This is a genomic window from Virgibacillus sp. GM2-2, from assembly GCF_055329585.1.
The window spans coordinates 84,720-100,636 of the sequence record NZ_JBUZWC010000009.1; the positions used below are offsets into that span (position 1 = coordinate 84,720).

Consider the following 15,917-nt stretch of genomic DNA (forward strand, 5'->3'; position numbering starts at 1 on the left):
GAGGATTGCAATGCCAGTAGTTTCCTTATCAGTAATTTGGATCATCGTCATTGATATTTTTGCATGGACTTTTTTTCATTTATTCATTTCGTTCATTTGTTTAAAAATTCCTTTAACTTTTTTTGAAAAGGATAATTTTTGGTTTCAAATCTTCTCTTGGGAAAAATCAGGGAGAATATGGCAACGCCTATTTCACGTAAAATCATGGAAGGAAAAAATTATAGATGGGACTATTTTTCTTCGCAAAGGGTATGAAAAAAAAACGTTACATGGCACTGGGAAAGTGGAATTGAAAACTTTTGCTTCCGAAACCAAACGGGCGGAACTAACACACTGGTTATCCATTCTGCCTGCTCCGCTATTTTTTCTGTGGAACCCGTTTTGGGCAGGGTGTGCAATGATTGTGTATGCCATCGTTTTCAATCTGCCAATTATCATCGTCCAGCGTTATAATCGTGGTCGTATAACTGCAATCATAACTGGAAATAAGATGAAGTAATGGAAAAAATCAATTCTATAACTTCTCTATATTGAAGTTTACTATATCTTTTTAGCAGGTGATAAAGTGAAAGTTGTACTGATAACGGCCATTATTTTACTACCTTTGGTTATGTTTTATGGTCGAAGTCGCTGGGATATCGTAAAGCGGATTTTAAATTTAGCTGCGATTCTGTCACTCGTTATTTTTGGAATTATATCTTCCTTTTCCATCTATAAGATTATTCAAGAAAATACAGTCTTCATGACCACAATTCATGCAGTTTTTTTGAACCCTTATTTTCTCTTTACTGGGGGATACCTCGGTGTTTATTCTTTGTATCTACTTATGAGTTGGAGCTGGAAAGATTGGTGATGAAAAGGTGTTTATGGTATTTAAACAATTAATCTATTTACGTTATTTAGCCTAACGAAAAGAGGGGTATATATGGGAAAGAAGGTAATCGTAATTGGTGCAGGTGTTGCTGGACTAGCTAGTGCAATTAGACTACAGAATGTTGGTTATCAGGTGGAAATATATGAAAAAGAATCAACACCAGGTGGAAAGATGAACCAAATTGAAATGGATGGTTACAAGTTTGATCTGGGGCCGAGTATTGTCATGATGCCTGAATTGTACCGAGAGATATTTGAAATCTGTGGACGTAACCCAGATGATTATATTCCAATGGAAAAGTTAGATCCAATGTACCGGGTATACTTCCGTGATATTCCAGATGAACCTTTCGACATTTCTTCTGATCTCATAGAATTGACAAAAACAATAGAAGCAATTAGTAATGCTGATACAGAAGGATTTTTTCTCTATCTCCATGAAATATATAAACGTTATATGGTTGCAAAACAAGATATTATAGAGAGACCGTTTCGCAAGCGTACAGATTTTTATAATCTGCCTATGTTAAGGAAGGCACTGAAAATGAAGACCTTTGACACGGCTGATTATTTTATCGGTAAATATATTAAGAGCGAACGGTTAAAACAGATTATTGGCTTCCAAACATTATACATAGGGGTTTCCCCATATAAAGGTCCTTCTTTCTATACAATGATTCCAATGATTCAATTCTTATATGGTATTTGGTTTATTAAAGGTGGGATGTACACCATGGCATCATCTATGGAAAGACTTTTCAAGGAACTAGGTGGTAAAATTTTCTATGATAAACATGTTCAGGAAATCTGTATAGAAAACCGAAAGGCAACAGGCATTATTGTAGACGACGAGGAAGTACCAGCTGATTTTGTGCTTTGCAATGCTGACTTCCCATATGCGATGAAAAATCTGGTGAAAGATCCTGTTTCTAAAGGAAAATATACGGACAAAAAGATTGATAACATGAAATACTCGTGTTCTTGTTTTCTATTGTACCTTGGCATGAACAAGAAGTATGAGGAAATCGAACATGTCCATAACTTTATATTTAATGAGAAACTTGAAAAAAACATGCATGATATTTTTGAGGGAAATAAACTGAAACACGCTTCTTTCTATGTATATATAGCATCGAAAATGGACCCTACCTTGGCACCCAAAGGGAAAGATGGATTGTATATTTTAATGCCGGTATCCAATATTGATGTGGCGGACTATGAGTGGACAAATGAAACAATTGACTATTACCGTAGCTACATCCTAAATACACTAAAGAAGATACGTGGGTTTGAAAACATTGATAAAGAAATAGTTACAGAAACCTGTATAACACCAATGGATTTCGAGTCTAAGTTCAATGCATATAATGGGGCTAGTTTTGGGCTACAGCCTATCCTTTCTCAAAGCATCCACATGCGTCCACAAAGCAAGTCAGCTAATTGTTCCAACTTGTATTTTACTGGGAGCAGCACGCATCCTGGTGCAGGGGTGCCAATTGTTTTACTATCAGCTAGGATTGCCGCACAAGAATTAATGGCTGATGATAGAGGGATATTGTTTGACTATTCAGGTGTATGAGATAGCGCTTGACTCTTGATTTTTTATTTAGGCTGTGTTCTAAAGATGTGTTTCTTTTGACACACAATCCGTAGACTGTGAACTAACTGTTGGGAACTAAGACCACCGCTACGGAAAAACATTTCGCTTTCCCGCAGGAGTCTCCGTGAATTTCTTCCGCTAGGTTTGTGTTTCATAACTCTTTTTTCTTTTTTATGCTTGGTGGAAAAATAATTACCTGCTATTTTGGCAGTCGATTGGAGCGGAGGGCAGTCGACTCCTGCGGGAAAAGTACGAGTCTGAAGACCCCGCAGAGTGGTTTTCCCGAGTAGGCTGAAGCCGTGCCTGCGGAAAGCGACTGCCCGCAGCGGAAATCAGCGTTGCTGTTATCATAACCATGAATTTTCTTTAGTACGCAATATACTTCAACTGTAAACTAAAAAATCTGAACGAATAGTACGCCAAGGACACTGCTTGATATCGGACTGACGATGCCTTATTTACCTTTTTTGCCTTTATTTTGAGGATTAACGGACACACGATTCCTTATTTAGCTAGAAGACATTATTTTTAACTGTTTTTACCCAAATAAGGAATCCTGAGACCGATAACAACCGCATTTAACCTTATTTTTCACAAATAAGGAATCGTGTGTCCGCTAGTTGACATTCTGCATGTAATCATTCCAGTACACTTGATTCACTAGCCTTGCCCAAAGCGGAAATCAATGATCTAGATACTATAGGCACTATTCACAGTTTACATTTCGAATTAAAGAAAGCAACAAGTTTTTCGAAAACAAGCTTTGAATTAAAAGGTATTCTTTTCTACTGATAGTAACATTGAAGGAGGGAATTTTATGACAGTATCCATTGCAGTCAATCTTATTTCAGGTCTTATAGCTGTTATTATTGGGGCAACGATGTTCTGGTCATTACCATTGCCCACAAGACAAAATAAGCGTACCCGTTTACCGTTTGTTTCTATTATTATTCCTGCTAGGAATGAAGCTAATCGAATATCCCCATTACTGCAATCATTACAACAACAACATTTCCAGTCATTTGAAGTTTTAGTTGTTGATGACCATTCAACAGATGATACGGTACCTGTTGCGGAATCTTTTGGTACAAAAGTTCTACAGAATAAGACAGAGGAGAATGGATTAGGAAAGTCAATGGCTTGCTGGTATGGTGCAAAACAAGCAAAGGGAGACTGGCTTCTATTTTTAGATGCCGATACTACCTTCACAACTGAAAATAGCCTCGAAGATTTACTCGTTTTCTATCAACAGAAGGGTGCACGGGGAAGTGTATCGTTGCAACCATTCCATAAGATGCACCACCTGTATGAAAACCTCTCTGCAATTTTTAACATTATTGTAATTGCAGGAATGAATATCTATTCGATTTGGGGACGTAAATTTAAAACTGCTGGCTCATTCGGCCCTTGTATCCTATGCAATAAACATGATTATTTTTTATCGGGTGGCCACAAAAAAATTCAAGGAGCAGTTATGGATGATTTAGAACTTGGACAGGCGTTCCTCGATAAGAAAATTCCGGTATATTGTCTAGGAGGTAAGGGCGTCATTTCATTTCGCATGTACCCTGAAGGATTTAAAAGCCTTGCAGAAGGTTGGTGCAAAAGCTTTGCAATCGGATCGAAATCTACAAATTCGTTAATCATGTTGATGATTATTATCTGGATTTCTGGAAGTTTTATTAGTACCGGAGCACTGATATCTTCAATCGAAGTAGCCAATCCTACGGCAATCACTCTAGCAGGAATGTTATATTTTCTCTATACCGTACAGACATTTTATTTTGCACGTAAATGCGGTAATTTCAGATGGTACATTTTCATTTTTCATCCTATTTTGTTTTCGTTTTTTACAATAATTTATATATATTCTCTGTTCCGAGTATATGTTATGCATTCTGTTAAATGGAAGGGTCGTAAAATAGATGTTAAATAGAGTAATTATAGATTTTACTGCACAACACAAAAAACATCGTTTGACTAACAATTATTCAGTAAGATTATTGTGCTGTAAAGGATTTATGCAAAAAACTGATACAGAAAAAGGGGATGCAATTGCCACAAAAAAAAGTATTATACACAATCCTTTATGTCAACATTTCTTTAGCTATCATTGGCATAACTTTATATTTTCTTATCAATTGAAAGTTAAGAGTTCCAGAAATACGTATACAATTGATGGAAAACAATTTTTTAATCAGTTTTAGAGGGGGAATAACAGATGAGAGATGTTAGTTATTCCGAAATAAAAAATAAACTAACTAGGTACCAACAACAACATTTACTTAAGTATTACGCAGAATTAAATGAAAAAGAAAAATTACTTTTACTTAATCAGATAGAATCGATTGATTTCGCTGAGTACGCGTATTTGAAAGAACTTTTACTAAATAGACTTCACAAACAACGTGAAAAATTTAATGTTTCCCCTATAAAGGTTGAAAATTGGGCGAATCTATCAAATAAACAAAAAGAAACAGTTGAAAACAAAGGTTGGGAATTGTTGAGGGATAAAAAAATAGCTGTAGTATTACTAGCTGGAGGACAAGGTAGTCGATTAAGACATAATGGACCAAAAGGAACACTAAATATTGAACTGCCCTCTAGAAAATCATTGTTTCAATTACAATCTGAACAACTGCTACAACTAAAATATAAATTAGGTCACTCTATACCTTGGTATATAATGACTAATCCTTTCAACTATATCGAAACAAAGTCTTTCTTCGAAGTAAATAACTACTTCGGTTATGATAAGTTAAGTGTAACGTTTTTTACGCAAAGAACATTACCAACCATTTCAAGTAGAGGAAATTTAATTTTAGAAGACAAATCAAAAGTATCATTTTCACCAGACGGTAGCGGGGGAGTTTTTGAATCATTATTAAATAAAGGAATTATGAAAGATTTAAGTGATAAAGGCGTAGAATGGATTTTCTTAAATTTTATTGATAATGCTTTGGTTAAAGTAGCCGATCCAAAGTTTATTGGTTTTGCAGCTTTAAATCAATCACTTATCTCAAGTAAATCAGTTAAAAAGAATTATGTAGATGAAAAAGTAGGTATTTTTTGCAAGAAGGAGAATAGGCCATTGCTAATCGAGTACTCGGAGACGACTGAAGAAATTAAGGGGAATAAATGTTATGAAGATGCTAATATAGGAGTTCACTTATTTCATGTTAATTTTATCCAAAAATATCTTGATTCTGGTAAAACACTGCCTTACCACTTTGCACACAAATCTGTTAAAGCAGTTGATCAAGTGGGGAACCAGATTATTCCTGATAAGCCGAATGGATACAAACCTGAAAAATTCTATTTTGATATCTTCCAAGAAACAGACGCTATGTCCATTTTACAGGTAGACCGAAAAGAGGAGTTTGCACCAATTAAAAACAAAAGCGGAAACGACAGTCCTGAGACAGCAAAGAAAATGATTTTGTCATTATTTCAAGGTGATAGATAGGATTGCCGTTAAACTATAATCTCTTGTGAAAAAAATCACTAAGTGAGGATGGGTGCTTAACACCCATCCTCACTGTATTAAGTCGCTTTTACTAACTTTTCATCCGTCATTTACAAGTTGCGACTTGTATCTTTAATTTTTTTCGTGTTGGTTAGTCGTTTTACTTCGTTTATGATGAACATCAACCATGCTATTTCTGCAACAATAAGGCTTGTATAAAACGATATCCATGGAAGTGAGAACACAGAAGGAGGCGTTTGGAACATGGCTGTGAAGTAATAGAGCCACATACCCACCAGAAGAAAAGATTGAATTACCGCATACAACCTATTTCCTATTTGTATAAACAAGAATGGTGTAACTGTTGCCAATACCATGAAAACAAGTATGATATCTATGATAATCATCTCCCAAATATATATTTTTCTTCCTATCAAACAGCAGATTCTTATATCTTAATATGGCTATAAATACAAAAAGTATTAGTTTGAATTACCTAATACGTAATGGTGAATAGGGATATTTCCTTAAGTAGGAGATGACTTCATAAAGGATCTGTGGTAAAAAAAGAAGCCCCGATAGAGGCTTTTTCTTAAGTAAAGTATTCAATTTTAGCTTCTGGAAAGTAATTCTCGATATGGGCACCAAGTGTGTCTTTTATATCTTCCTGTTCCTCATTTGTATATACATATTTTCCAATTCCGTAACGTCCCCATTTCCATTTACGTTTTGACTCATCTAGTTCTAATTTTGTCATCGGATAATTCTCTTGGATTACTCGCTTTGCAGGCTTGGTAAATCGGTGTTGAATCATCTCGAACGTTAAATCTTTTCTTGCTGAAGCAGGCAATGCCGCCTCTAGCTTCTCAAACATTTCTTGGTAACCCGATTTCCATCCTTCATGTAAATAGATTGGTGCTACAATAAAGCCTAGGGGGTATCCTGCTTCAGCAACCTTAACTGCAGCCTCAATCCGTTCATTCAATCGTGATGTTCCTGGTTCAAAGTATTTAATAATATAATCGTCATTTATACTAAATCGAAACCGAGTTCTTCCTTTATGGTCCGCGTCTAAAAGGTGATCAACATGTGCAAATTTCGTAACAAAACGTAAACGGCCATGCTTTGATTTACCAAAAAATTCAATTGCCTTTTTTAGTGTATGGGTTAGATGATCAACACCAACTATATCAGATGTACAAGATGCCTCAAATCTTGTTTGTTCTGGAGCTCGTTCCTCCATATATTCTTCGGCAGCATCAAAAATTTCATCAATATTTACGTATGTTCGTATGTAAGGTTTGCTTCCCATTGTCGTTTGTAGATAACAATAGTGGCAATGACCCATACAACCAGTAGCAAAAGGGATTGCGTATTCTGCAGAGGGTTTGGATGTATCAAATTTTAGAGTTTTTCGTAATCCTACAACAAGCGTTGACTTGGCAGTGCGGTATTTCTGAAAATGATTATCTCCAGGTAAATTTCGAATTTGGTTATGCGAGGTAGTTTCTCTTATTTCTATCCCCATATCTTCAAATTTTGATATTAATTCTTTACCAAGCGGATATTCCAAAGCACGTGGTTCAACGTAAACCAGTTGTGGAACAAAAGGTTTAACCATAAAATTCACCTGTTTCAGGCGTACCAAATGCTTCTTGGTATGCTTGTTCCGCTTCTTGTTCAGTCTTAAACAATGCAAATTCATCTGATAAAGGAAAATACGTTTCATGTGCAAAAACAGCTAGCTCAGAGGGGTTATCGGGATTTTCAACAATAGCCGCTTGTTGAACCTGAGCTACATCTTGTGTATGTGGATTACGAATAATCATATAAACAACCTCTCCAGGATGGTAATTTGAGTCCATGGTAAACACCTTTCTTTCATTTATTTATCTTTTAGTAATCCCACAAAAGAAAGTAATTATGTTAACCATTTGCAAATTTGGTAAGAATATCGATACAAAAGTAGGGGAAATTAAATTTGCGAAAACCATTATAGTGGAGGTGAACATGGATGGAAGAACGAGAGAAAAAGGTAGCTACGGACGAAAATAAACTGTATAACCCGGATGCTGCTTATTACGAAGATCAGGAACTTGAACCAAAATCGTTTAGGGGTGCTAAGGAATCAACTAAAAAAGATGGTACTAACCACTAAAAGTTGTAAAAATTTCTAAGCGCTTTTTCATGTATTTGCCAGACTGGGAGAACACCACGAAATTTCTTACTCAGAATTGAGCTGAGTTAAATCAACTCGTAAATTTCTGCGAATGATTTCAGCTTCGAGTGCCTGAATAAAATCTGGACACAACGATAAACTCTTTGCGCGATAGAAGGTTTGGATTAGTAACTCATCCGATAGTGATTCCATTATTCAACCCCTTTCATAATAGTGTAAAAATGAAGAACATCTTTACACTATTCCTATACCCGAATTTTATATCAATACATCAATCATCACTTCGATTAAATAATACAGTATGAAAAACATTTTACTGCAAACAATAAAGGTGAAACCTGTTCAAACTTTATGAAGTAGTAAGTGAATGCCACAGTACTTGAAAATCAGTAACAGGCATTCATAGTAATAAAAACATGAAACCGATGGTAACAGGTTCAATTAAAGGTTCGGCTTAGGACAAGTTGTTCTGTATTTGATTTGGTCGAACATCGTAAATTGGTAGAAACCATTAATTTTACTCCTTCCTTTATAAATATTGAGGACAGTGATAGGAGGTGTAGGGATGAGCACAATTTCACGAATAGCTTTAGCACTAGTAATTGTAGGTGCAATAAATTGGGGACTAATCGGATTATTTCAATTCGATTTAGTCGCAGCAATCTTCGGCGGTCAAGATGGAGCATTAGCGAGGGTGGTTTACGCTCTTGTAGGTCTTAGTGGTTTATGGTGTATCGGTTTGTTGTTTAAGGATTACCAAGAACATGATTATGACCGTTCTACTGCCTCTAGACCAGGAAAGATGGCATACAGTACTGAATTTGCGGAAGAGACGGATGTTTCCAATACTACAAAAGGAAACGAAAGACCTTCTCGGATTGAAGATTAAGTGTAATTCAAAGCCATGTATATACATGGCTTTGATTTTTCTCTAATGCTAATAAGGATGTGAGTACATGCATAATCAAGAGGTTTCAAACAATTCACTGGAAAAACACATTATCCACTACAAAGAAGGGCTTGCAAAATATGAGCATCACATGCCAGAAGTAGTGCAGACCTATAATGAATTTACTGAGCACTGTTTCAGAGAGGGAGAAATTTCGCTGAAAAATAAACAGTTAATTGCACTCGGAATCGCCGTGTATTCCCAGGATGAATATTGTATTATCTATCACACCAAAGGTTGCTTAGATCAAGGGTGTACCGAAAAAGAAATTTTTGAATCAATTGGAATTTCAACTGCCTTAGGTGGTGGTGCTGCAATGAGTCAAGGCGTAACACTCGTGCAGGATTGTATAAACGAAATGAAGGGAAACGAAATACACTAAAGCGGGCTTTATAGCCTGCTTTTTTCTGAAATAATATGAAGTAATAGTTTGGAATGAGTTGTATTTCTTGCGGTTGATAAGTATGGGCGTTTGAATAACAACAGATTTTATTACAAAGAATAAGGTTATACATAGTAAAATTACTCTTTGGAGGTTTTCAATTATGGCTACAGGACATGATACAAAATTAACATCTTCAGAAATTGCTTCAATATGGACAAGTTACATGAACGATAGTATGTCCAAATGTGTTTTAGCGTATTTTTTGAAACATGTAGAAGACCAAGATATTAAATCTATTTTACAGTATGCATATGATCTGTCAGCTACCCATATTGAGAAATTAACAACCATCTTCCAAGAAGAAAAAATTCCCACGCCAACAGGATTCACATATGATAACGACTTGAATTTAAATGCTCCACGTATGTATACCGATGCATTTATGGTAACGTATGTTAACCATATGGCTAAAGTAGGAATGGTAGGATATAGTGGATTTGTATCATTTAGTGCCAGGAAAGATATGAGAGATTATTACATTGAGGCACTCACAGAAACATCTCATTTATTTGACCGAAGTTTGGATGTTCTACTCTCAAAAGGATTATTTGTTAGACCACCTTATATAGCGTATCCTACCGAAACCGACTTTGTTGACACAAAAAAGTACCTAAGTGGACTGAACCCATTTAGTAGCAAACGATCATTAAATACAGTGGAAATATCTCACCTACATCTAAACATACAAACAAATCTCATCGGAGCTAAAGTTGCGACTAGCTTCGCACAGGCCTCACCAAGAGAAAAAATCCAGAAATGGATGTTACGAGGAAGAGATATTTCATATAAGCATGTTCAGATATTTTCAAAAGTACTTCTAAACAATGATATTCAGCCTCCTGTATCGTCTGACGATTCGATAACCAATTCAACTACATCACCTTTTTCAGACAAATTAATGATGTTTCACATGAGTTTATTAAGTGCGGCAGGTACAGGTAACTATGCTACTGCAGCCGCAGCTAGTCAAAGGAGTGACCTAATTCTTAATTATGAAAGGCTTTCACTTGAGATTGCTCAATATACGAAAGACGGAGCGGACATCGTAATTGATAATGCATGGCTGGAGCAACCACCAGGTACTAAAAGAAAGGATCAACTCACGAGAAAGAAAAGCAGTTTCAAGTAATATTAACAATTAAACAAGAAGGGGAATGAATTAGAGCGGGCTTTAAAACCTGCTTTTTTATTTGACGTATTTCGGTAAAAGTATAATATAGTATTTCTAGTAAATAAATGGAACTTCGGGACATCTATACAAATAAAGAGAGCCCCCGCGCAGAGACTCTCTGTTAGGTCAGTATGGAGACTGGAATTGTTCAGTTGACCTGTGGTAACATCTTCTCCTGATATAGTAAAGTTTATACAATGGGTTGGAGAAAAAGTAGAGTTGACTAGCTTATACCCTTTGTAGGTTAAAGAGGTGAAGGCATTTAATATCTTCCCCTCTAAATTGCCTAAAATTATTGATTTTGCTGTAGCTGTTGTACAAGCTGTTGAATTTGTTGTAATTGTTGTGCAGCTGTTTGTTCACGTTGGGCCATTTGCTGCTGTTGTTGTGTATCTGCTTGAGCACCAGCTTGTTGTCCTTGCTGGAGTTGTTGAGCGTTTTGTTGCTCCTGTTGTTCTAGTTGTTGAGCAATCTGTACAATTTGACTTAATACTTGTGCTTGGTTTTGTGGCATAGTAATGCCCTCCTTTAATTGTTGTCATTCTGTATTAGTATGCGACAAATACGAAACGCCTATGTATTAAAATTAAGGTTTTTTATTATTAGCTGAAACAAAGAGGAAAACAAAAGTTTAACCTCCTTACATAGGGAAAATGGGAGATTAGATGAAAAAGCATAAAAGTTAATGATAATGGCGTTTGGGAATATTTTTAGCTCACTGGTAGAAACTAGGAGTAAACGAAAAAGGATTGGTGTATATGGAAGAATTTAAAAATAATACAAAACTCACAGCTGCAGAATTATCGCAACTTTGGACAGCCTATATCAACGATACACTCTCAATTTGTGAAGTAACATATTACCTCAAAATAGTTGAAGACCCTGCAATTAAGGAACTTCTGTTGTTATCCCTCCAAGAATCAGAAACACATATTCAACAACTAACGACTATTTTCAATGATAATCAATACCCTGTTCCAAAAGGTTTCACATTAAAAGAAGATGTCATGTTAGACGCACCGCGTTTGTTTTCTGATATTTTTATATTAAATTGGTTAAATCAGTTCGGTAAATTAGGTGCTACTGCCTATGCTGTGTCTGTTACGGTCGTAACCCGTCAAGATATACATGCATACTTCAGTAAATGCTTTACACAATCTAATAACATGATTGAGAAGACAAACGCGCTTATGCTTGCAAAAGGTATTTACATGCGGCCACCTACAGTACCAACACCTGACAGTGTGAATTTTGTCCAGTCCCAGCATTTCCTTGCCGGATGGTTCGGTGATATTCGCCCTTTAACGGCAATTGAAATTTCCAATTTGCATGCAAATATACAACGTAACGCTATGGGAGTGGCTTCGTTAATTGGATTTTCCCAAACCACTGAATCAAAGGAAGTAAGACAGTACTTGATTCGAGGCAAGGAGATTGCTGACAAGCACATTGAAATATTTGGTTCAATCATGCGGAAGGATAACCTTCCTGTGTCGAGTACTATTGATTCAGAAGTTACTACCTCAACCACCAAGACCTTTTCAGATAAATTAATGATGTATAAGTCAACGGTTTTAAATAGTATGGGAATAGGCTTTTATGGAGCAAGTATGGGGTCCAGCTTGAGACGCGATGTAAGCACAGTTTACGGTCGTCTTATTACTGAAGTTGCCAAATTTGCTGAGGACGGAGCTAATATTATGATTAAAAACCAGTGGATGGAAGAACCGCCACGTGCAGCAGACAGAGATGATTTGAGTAATAAGTAGTGAGTATTCCTAGAAGTAATGCTAACGAAAAGTTATTTTGGAGTATTGCGGTCCCGGGTTTCGGTCAATTATTAAATAGGAAGTATTTTAAGGGCGCTGTGTTAATCATTCTTGAAGTCATCATTAATGTGCAGGGAAATTTGAACGAAATATTGATTTTTAGCTTCCAAGGTAATATTGATGCGGCAGTTGAACATGTTAACTATGGATGGATCATGTTCTATCCATGTGTATACTTCTTCGCAATGTGGGACGCCTATAAAGACGCCAGTAAGAAGGTATCAGCCTATTCATTTTTACCATTTGTATTTAGCGCTTACTTTATGACTGTAGGTGTTATTTATTCATCGAAATTAACTTTATTCGGAGTGTTGTTGGGACCAGTCTGGCTACCGTTATTATGTATCTTACCAGGTTTGTTCGTTGGGTTTAGCTTGAAATGGTTACTGACAAAGAAATTTATATAGCTTCAATTCAGTAAATGCAAGGAATAATTTATGTTAATAGAAAGTTTAAAAATATCACATAAAACTTTCTTGGAAATATCTTATAAAAAGGGCGGATTTAGTAAAAAAAAAACGGAGTGGTGTATTAATACCTCTCCGTTTTTAGTTTTAATTTTGATGTAACTTTTTGACTAGATTTGTTATGAAATTCAAAAAAGGGAGGTGAAAATAAGCAAACTAACTAATAATATATTTGGTATCTTAGTAAGTATTAGCTATTCCGATTAAAAAACGGTTGTACAAATAGTCGGTGTCCATCGGTCCATTCTGCGTAAAAGACTTGTTTTACTGAAGTGATTTCTTGCTTTTTTAATTCGGATTTTAACCACTCTTCTGTTAAGCCTGCTTCTTTTAAATTGTCCCAAATGATTTCGCCATCATTAATGAGTGTTGTCGTTAGGCGAATAATTTCTGGTTGCAGATTCAAATCACCACGGGTTGGGAACTGGTAGTTGGATTTTTTCATTACTGAAACAGTACCATCAGTCTCTAAAATGGCATATTGAACCTCTTGTATAGAAAAGACGTCTTTTGAACGTAACATGTGTTGAAGCTGGTTGATATCTAAGTTACTTTTTTTCATCTCGTCTCGAATTAATTTCCCTTGGTGAATAATTATGGTTGGTTGTCCCTCAAGTAGCTCACGTGACCCTTTATATTTTTGGGTAATAACCTCTGTAATATAAAGGATGACACCCCAAAGGGCAACTGCAAAACCTATCTCCAATATACCGTTTTCATCGTCAAATAGTGCATTTCCAACTAGTTCACCAAGTACTAACGCTGCAATAAAATCGAAAGGTGTAATCTGAGACATTTGCGTTTTACCTAATATTTTTGTTAAAAGAAATAATGCTAAAAACCCAAATAACGTTTCGATAAATATAGGAAATAAATTTTCCATCGAAGAACAACCCCTTTAAGCACATATCCATGCTTATGTTGTCCCAAAAATCGAAATTACATTCACTTTGATGTATTCTAACATGTAAAAAGCCAGTGTAAGAGAACGTAAAAATACCGTCCAACACACTGGCTTTAATTTATATGCAGTAGACTTTTTGCTTTTCTATAAATCCTTAATCATCGTAACATGTGGGATACCTGCATCCATGAATTCATCGGATACAGTTTTGTAACCGAGTCGTTTATAAAATGCCTCGGCATGGGTTTGGGCATTGAGCTTTGATTTTTTATATCCACGATTATTAATCTCAGCTTCCATACGTTTAATCATTTCTTTACCGAAGGATTTCCCACGTTCACTTTCCAATACGCATATGCGCTCAAGTTTTCCGTAAGTATCAACAAACCGAAGTCTACTTGCTGCAACGGCTTCATCTTCAATATAACCCACAAAATGAACTGCAACTTCGTCGAATTCGTCAAGTTCTAATTCTGGAGGGACATTTTGTTCATCTACAAATACGACTGTTCGAACATGATATGCATGTTTGAGTTCGTCTTTCGTTTCAACAATTTTAATATCCACTAGACTTACTCACCTTTTCCAAAAACAAATGATTCATAAACGGTCCAAGAACCATTTTCAAGTTGATACATTAACTGGAATCGATCTACTTTATCCTCTAGTTGAATGTCTTTCATTGTCAAGCTACCGTATACATCTGCATATTCCTGATCCGATAGTTTTTGAGCAATTGTGATATGTGGTACAAACGCATATTCTTTATTGTCAGGGAACTTGCCACTTTGCATTTTTTCGTATAATTTCACGATTTCATCTGATGCTTCAACCTTTAAATAAATCGTATTCGTTACTGGTGCAAACGTGCTAACCTTATTAATATGAATAGAAAGAGGTTCTGTTTCCTTTGCAATTTCGCGTAACTCTTTTACAAGCTGATGGATCATATCATCATCGGCTTCAAATGCTTCCTTCAACGTGATATGTGGCGGAATTAATGCATAATGAGGGTCATAACGCTTCCTGTATGAATTTGCTTTATCTTGAACTGGTTTAGATGGAAAAATTGCAATACCGTATTTCATAATTGAAAACCTCCTAATTTTAGTTTTGCATCTATTACTATGATGATGATAATCTGCTAGACCAATGATGATAGATAAATTATAGGCTTTACTCTTTATTATAACAAAATTCAAATGAAAATAGGTGAATTTTTTGAAAAAATTAATGGAACATCGTAGTTAATGCTCGTTTTAAGTCTTTTTGCCACGCTTTCCACGTATGTTCGCCTTCTAGTTCGTGGTAGATATAGCTAACTCCTGTTTCCTCTAATACTGCATTTAGTTCTCGGTTCGGTGTAAGGAAGTCTTGTTTCTTCCCATCGGTTGTATCCACTTCGGTTTCATCCAAACCAATTGTATGATAAATATCAATTGAATGAATATCCTTTGCTTCTCGTACCGCGTTCATTACTTTATCATCGACATATGGTGACTGCATAATTACCTTGCCAAAAGTATGCGGATAACGTAGAGCTGTCATGAGGGCAAGTGTACCCGCAAGGGAATCACCCATTAAGGCACGAGACTGTCCCATATGATATGTTGGAAGGATGTCATCAAGCAGCGGAACCACTTCATATACTAAAAACTTAATGTATGCGTCTTGCTTTTCACCATTTGGATGATACTTGTCTCGCCGATCATATTTGTCATTATAATGTATTCCAACAAATACGGTATTTTCAATTTCTTCCTTATCATGTAGGCGATCACTGAGTGTAGCTGCTCGCCCGAGTTGATAATAATCATTTCCATCTTGCATAATGCAAATATGATATTTATATAATGGAGAAAATGATTCCGGCTGATAGATTTTCAGTGTCATCATTTCATTTAAGTACGTACTATTTATTTCTTGTTCAACCATTGTTCCTTTTCTACCCAATTTCGTACACCTCTTTTTCTAATTACAAATTCCATTTAACTGGAAAAGTGCTCATTATCTTCATCATATCAAAACTGTACC

20 protein-coding genes are annotated in these 15,917 nt (G+C 35.9%); 11 read left to right on the forward strand and 9 right to left on the reverse strand.

All coding sequences use genetic code 11. From position 1 onward, the window contains the following. The first annotated feature begins 10 nt into the window (after positions 1 to 10). The 5 genes from ACY9Z2_RS12060 (at position 11) to ACY9Z2_RS12080 (ending at position 5,939) form a co-directional block, all read left to right on the forward strand. Positions 11 to 499, forward strand: a complete 489-nt coding sequence (locus ACY9Z2_RS12060; protein WP_463609895.1) for a glycosyl-4,4'-diaponeurosporenoate acyltransferase CrtO family protein — start codon at positions 11 to 13, stop codon at positions 497 to 499. A 66-nt stretch (positions 500 to 565) separates the two neighbouring features. Further along, positions 566 to 853: a transposase gene (locus ACY9Z2_RS12065; RefSeq protein ID WP_463609896.1), complete on the forward strand. Its 288-nt coding sequence runs from the start codon at positions 566 to 568 to the stop codon at positions 851 to 853. Between the two features lie 72 nt (positions 854 to 925). Next, positions 926 to 2,452: a phytoene desaturase family protein gene (locus ACY9Z2_RS12070; protein WP_463609897.1), complete on the forward strand. Its 1,527-nt coding sequence runs from the start codon at positions 926 to 928 to the stop codon at positions 2,450 to 2,452. A gap of 838 nt (positions 2,453 to 3,290) precedes the next feature. Further along, positions 3,291 to 4,409 (forward strand): glycosyltransferase, encoded by a 1,119-nt coding sequence (locus ACY9Z2_RS12075; protein ID WP_463609898.1) that lies wholly within the window; start codon positions 3,291 to 3,293, stop codon positions 4,407 to 4,409. 285 nt (positions 4,410 to 4,694) lie between these two features. After that, on the forward strand, positions 4,695 to 5,939 hold the full coding sequence (locus ACY9Z2_RS12080; protein WP_463609899.1) for a UTP--glucose-1-phosphate uridylyltransferase: 1,245 nt from the start codon (positions 4,695 to 4,697) through the stop codon (positions 5,937 to 5,939). Positions 5,940 to 6,049: 110 nt separating this feature from the next. Here the strand turns inward: ACY9Z2_RS12080 and ACY9Z2_RS12085 are convergent, their stop codons facing one another. The 3 genes from ACY9Z2_RS12085 to ACY9Z2_RS12095 form a co-directional block, all read right to left on the reverse strand. Next, a complete protein-coding gene (locus ACY9Z2_RS12085) occupies positions 6,050 to 6,346 on the reverse strand; it encodes a spore morphogenesis/germination protein YwcE (protein WP_491737604.1) in 297 nt (98 codons plus the stop codon). Between the two features lie 185 nt (positions 6,347 to 6,531). Continuing rightward, positions 6,532 to 7,560, reverse strand: a complete 1,029-nt coding sequence (gene splB / locus ACY9Z2_RS12090; protein WP_463609901.1) for a spore photoproduct lyase — start codon at positions 7,558 to 7,560, stop codon at positions 6,532 to 6,534. Next, on the reverse strand, positions 7,553 to 7,804 hold the full coding sequence (locus ACY9Z2_RS12095; RefSeq protein ID WP_463609902.1) for a transcriptional regulator SplA domain-containing protein: 252 nt from the start codon (positions 7,802 to 7,804) through the stop codon (positions 7,553 to 7,555). Before ACY9Z2_RS12095 ends, splB begins: the two co-directional genes overlap by 8 nt. Positions 7,805 to 7,953: 149 nt before the next feature. Between ACY9Z2_RS12095 and ACY9Z2_RS12100 the strand changes: the two genes are divergently transcribed. Further along, positions 7,954 to 8,097 carry a hypothetical protein gene (locus ACY9Z2_RS12100; RefSeq protein ID WP_463609903.1) on the forward strand — a complete coding sequence of 48 codons (144 nt, stop codon included), beginning with the start codon at positions 7,954 to 7,956 and terminating at the stop codon, positions 8,095 to 8,097. A 66-nt stretch (positions 8,098 to 8,163) separates the two neighbouring features. On the opposite strand, the gene ACY9Z2_RS12105 is transcribed toward ACY9Z2_RS12100, so the two are convergent. Then, positions 8,164 to 8,310 carry a sporulation histidine kinase inhibitor Sda gene (locus ACY9Z2_RS12105; protein ID WP_463609904.1) on the reverse strand — a complete coding sequence of 49 codons (147 nt, stop codon included), beginning with the start codon at positions 8,308 to 8,310 and terminating at the stop codon, positions 8,164 to 8,166. A gap of 373 nt (positions 8,311 to 8,683) precedes the next feature. Between ACY9Z2_RS12105 and ACY9Z2_RS12110 the strand changes: the two genes are divergently transcribed. The 3 genes from ACY9Z2_RS12110 to ACY9Z2_RS12120 all read left to right on the forward strand — a co-directional run bounded on the left by ACY9Z2_RS12110 (position 8,684) and on the right by ACY9Z2_RS12120 (position 10,641). Further along, entirely contained in the window at positions 8,684 to 9,007 is a 324-nt protein-coding gene (locus ACY9Z2_RS12110; protein ID WP_463609905.1) for a DUF378 domain-containing protein, read from the forward strand. A 67-nt stretch (positions 9,008 to 9,074) separates the two neighbouring features. After that, positions 9,075 to 9,449 carry a carboxymuconolactone decarboxylase family protein gene (locus ACY9Z2_RS12115; protein WP_463609906.1) on the forward strand — a complete coding sequence of 125 codons (375 nt, stop codon included), beginning with the start codon at positions 9,075 to 9,077 and terminating at the stop codon, positions 9,447 to 9,449. 163 nt (positions 9,450 to 9,612) lie between these two features. Beyond that, positions 9,613 to 10,641, forward strand: coding sequence for a DUF3231 family protein (locus ACY9Z2_RS12120; RefSeq protein ID WP_463609907.1), 1,029 nt, complete (start codon positions 9,613 to 9,615; stop codon positions 10,639 to 10,641). 334 nt (positions 10,642 to 10,975) lie between these two features. On the opposite strand, the gene ACY9Z2_RS12125 is transcribed toward ACY9Z2_RS12120, so the two are convergent. After that, on the reverse strand, positions 10,976 to 11,197 hold the full coding sequence (locus ACY9Z2_RS12125) for a hypothetical protein (protein ID WP_463609908.1): 222 nt from the start codon (positions 11,195 to 11,197) through the stop codon (positions 10,976 to 10,978). Positions 11,198 to 11,441: 244 nt separating this feature from the next. Here ACY9Z2_RS12125 and ACY9Z2_RS12130 point away from each other — a divergent pair, with 244 nt between their 5' ends. After that, the gene (locus ACY9Z2_RS12130; protein ID WP_463609909.1) at positions 11,442 to 12,452 is read left to right on the forward strand and encodes a DUF3231 family protein; all 1,011 of its coding nucleotides are present in this window, start codon (positions 11,442 to 11,444) and stop codon (positions 12,450 to 12,452) included. A gap of 5 nt (positions 12,453 to 12,457) precedes the next feature. After that, positions 12,458 to 12,919, forward strand: coding sequence for a hypothetical protein (locus ACY9Z2_RS12135; RefSeq protein ID WP_463609956.1), 462 nt, complete (start codon positions 12,458 to 12,460; stop codon positions 12,917 to 12,919). Between the two features lie 250 nt (positions 12,920 to 13,169). On the opposite strand, the gene ACY9Z2_RS12140 is transcribed toward ACY9Z2_RS12135, so the two are convergent. The 4 genes from ACY9Z2_RS12140 to ACY9Z2_RS12155 all read right to left on the reverse strand — a co-directional run bounded on the left by ACY9Z2_RS12140 (position 13,170) and on the right by ACY9Z2_RS12155 (position 15,836). After that, positions 13,170 to 13,862 (reverse strand): DUF421 domain-containing protein, encoded by a 693-nt coding sequence (locus ACY9Z2_RS12140; protein ID WP_463609910.1) that lies wholly within the window; start codon positions 13,860 to 13,862, stop codon positions 13,170 to 13,172. 165 nt (positions 13,863 to 14,027) lie between these two features. After that, positions 14,028 to 14,450: a GNAT family N-acetyltransferase gene (locus ACY9Z2_RS12145; RefSeq protein ID WP_463609911.1), complete on the reverse strand. Its 423-nt coding sequence runs from the start codon at positions 14,448 to 14,450 to the stop codon at positions 14,028 to 14,030. Positions 14,451 to 14,455: 5 nt separating this feature from the next. After that, positions 14,456 to 14,971, reverse strand: coding sequence for a YjcG family protein (locus ACY9Z2_RS12150; protein WP_463609912.1), 516 nt, complete (start codon positions 14,969 to 14,971; stop codon positions 14,456 to 14,458). A 142-nt stretch (positions 14,972 to 15,113) separates the two neighbouring features. Beyond that, positions 15,114 to 15,836 (reverse strand): alpha/beta hydrolase, encoded by a 723-nt coding sequence (locus ACY9Z2_RS12155; RefSeq protein WP_463609913.1) that lies wholly within the window; start codon positions 15,834 to 15,836, stop codon positions 15,114 to 15,116. Between the last annotated feature and the right edge of the window lie 81 nt (positions 15,837 to 15,917).

What these genes read in the sequence shown, in the direction of transcription:
- ACY9Z2_RS12080 (WP_463609899.1), top strand. Translation starts at nt 4,695, where the DNA reads ATGAGAGATGTTAGTTATTCCGAAATAAAAAATAAACTAACTAGGTAC.
- ACY9Z2_RS12075 (WP_463609898.1), top strand. Translation starts at nt 3,291, where the DNA reads ATGACAGTATCCATTGCAGTCAATCTTATTTCAGGTCTTATAGCTGTT.
- ACY9Z2_RS12140 (WP_463609910.1), bottom strand. Translation starts at nt 13,862, where the DNA reads ATGGAAAATTTATTTCCTATATTTATCGAAACGTTATTTGGGTTTTTA.
- ACY9Z2_RS12085 (WP_491737604.1), bottom strand. Translation starts at nt 6,346, where the DNA reads ATGATTATCATAGATATCATACTTGTTTTCATGGTATTGGCAACAGTT.
- ACY9Z2_RS12060 (WP_463609895.1), top strand. Translation starts at nt 11, where the DNA reads ATGCCAGTAGTTTCCTTATCAGTAATTTGGATCATCGTCATTGATATT.
- ACY9Z2_RS12125 (WP_463609908.1), bottom strand. Translation starts at nt 11,197, where the DNA reads ATGCCACAAAACCAAGCACAAGTATTAAGTCAAATTGTACAGATTGCT.
- ACY9Z2_RS12105 (WP_463609904.1), bottom strand. Translation starts at nt 8,310, where the DNA reads ATGGAATCACTATCGGATGAGTTACTAATCCAAACCTTCTATCGCGCA.
- ACY9Z2_RS12150 (WP_463609912.1), bottom strand. Translation starts at nt 14,971, where the DNA reads ATGAAATACGGTATTGCAATTTTTCCATCTAAACCAGTTCAAGATAAA.
- ACY9Z2_RS12070 (WP_463609897.1), top strand. Translation starts at nt 926, where the DNA reads ATGGGAAAGAAGGTAATCGTAATTGGTGCAGGTGTTGCTGGACTAGCT.
- ACY9Z2_RS12095 (WP_463609902.1), bottom strand. Translation starts at nt 7,804, where the DNA reads ATGGACTCAAATTACCATCCTGGAGAGGTTGTTTATATGATTATTCGT.
- ACY9Z2_RS12110 (WP_463609905.1), top strand. Translation starts at nt 8,684, where the DNA reads ATGAGCACAATTTCACGAATAGCTTTAGCACTAGTAATTGTAGGTGCA.
- ACY9Z2_RS12130 (WP_463609909.1), top strand. Translation starts at nt 11,442, where the DNA reads ATGGAAGAATTTAAAAATAATACAAAACTCACAGCTGCAGAATTATCG.
- splB (WP_463609901.1), bottom strand. Translation starts at nt 7,560, where the DNA reads ATGGTTAAACCTTTTGTTCCACAACTGGTTTACGTTGAACCACGTGCT.
- ACY9Z2_RS12120 (WP_463609907.1), top strand. Translation starts at nt 9,613, where the DNA reads ATGGCTACAGGACATGATACAAAATTAACATCTTCAGAAATTGCTTCA.
- ACY9Z2_RS12100 (WP_463609903.1), top strand. Translation starts at nt 7,954, where the DNA reads ATGGAAGAACGAGAGAAAAAGGTAGCTACGGACGAAAATAAACTGTAT.
- ACY9Z2_RS12115 (WP_463609906.1), top strand. Translation starts at nt 9,075, where the DNA reads ATGCATAATCAAGAGGTTTCAAACAATTCACTGGAAAAACACATTATC.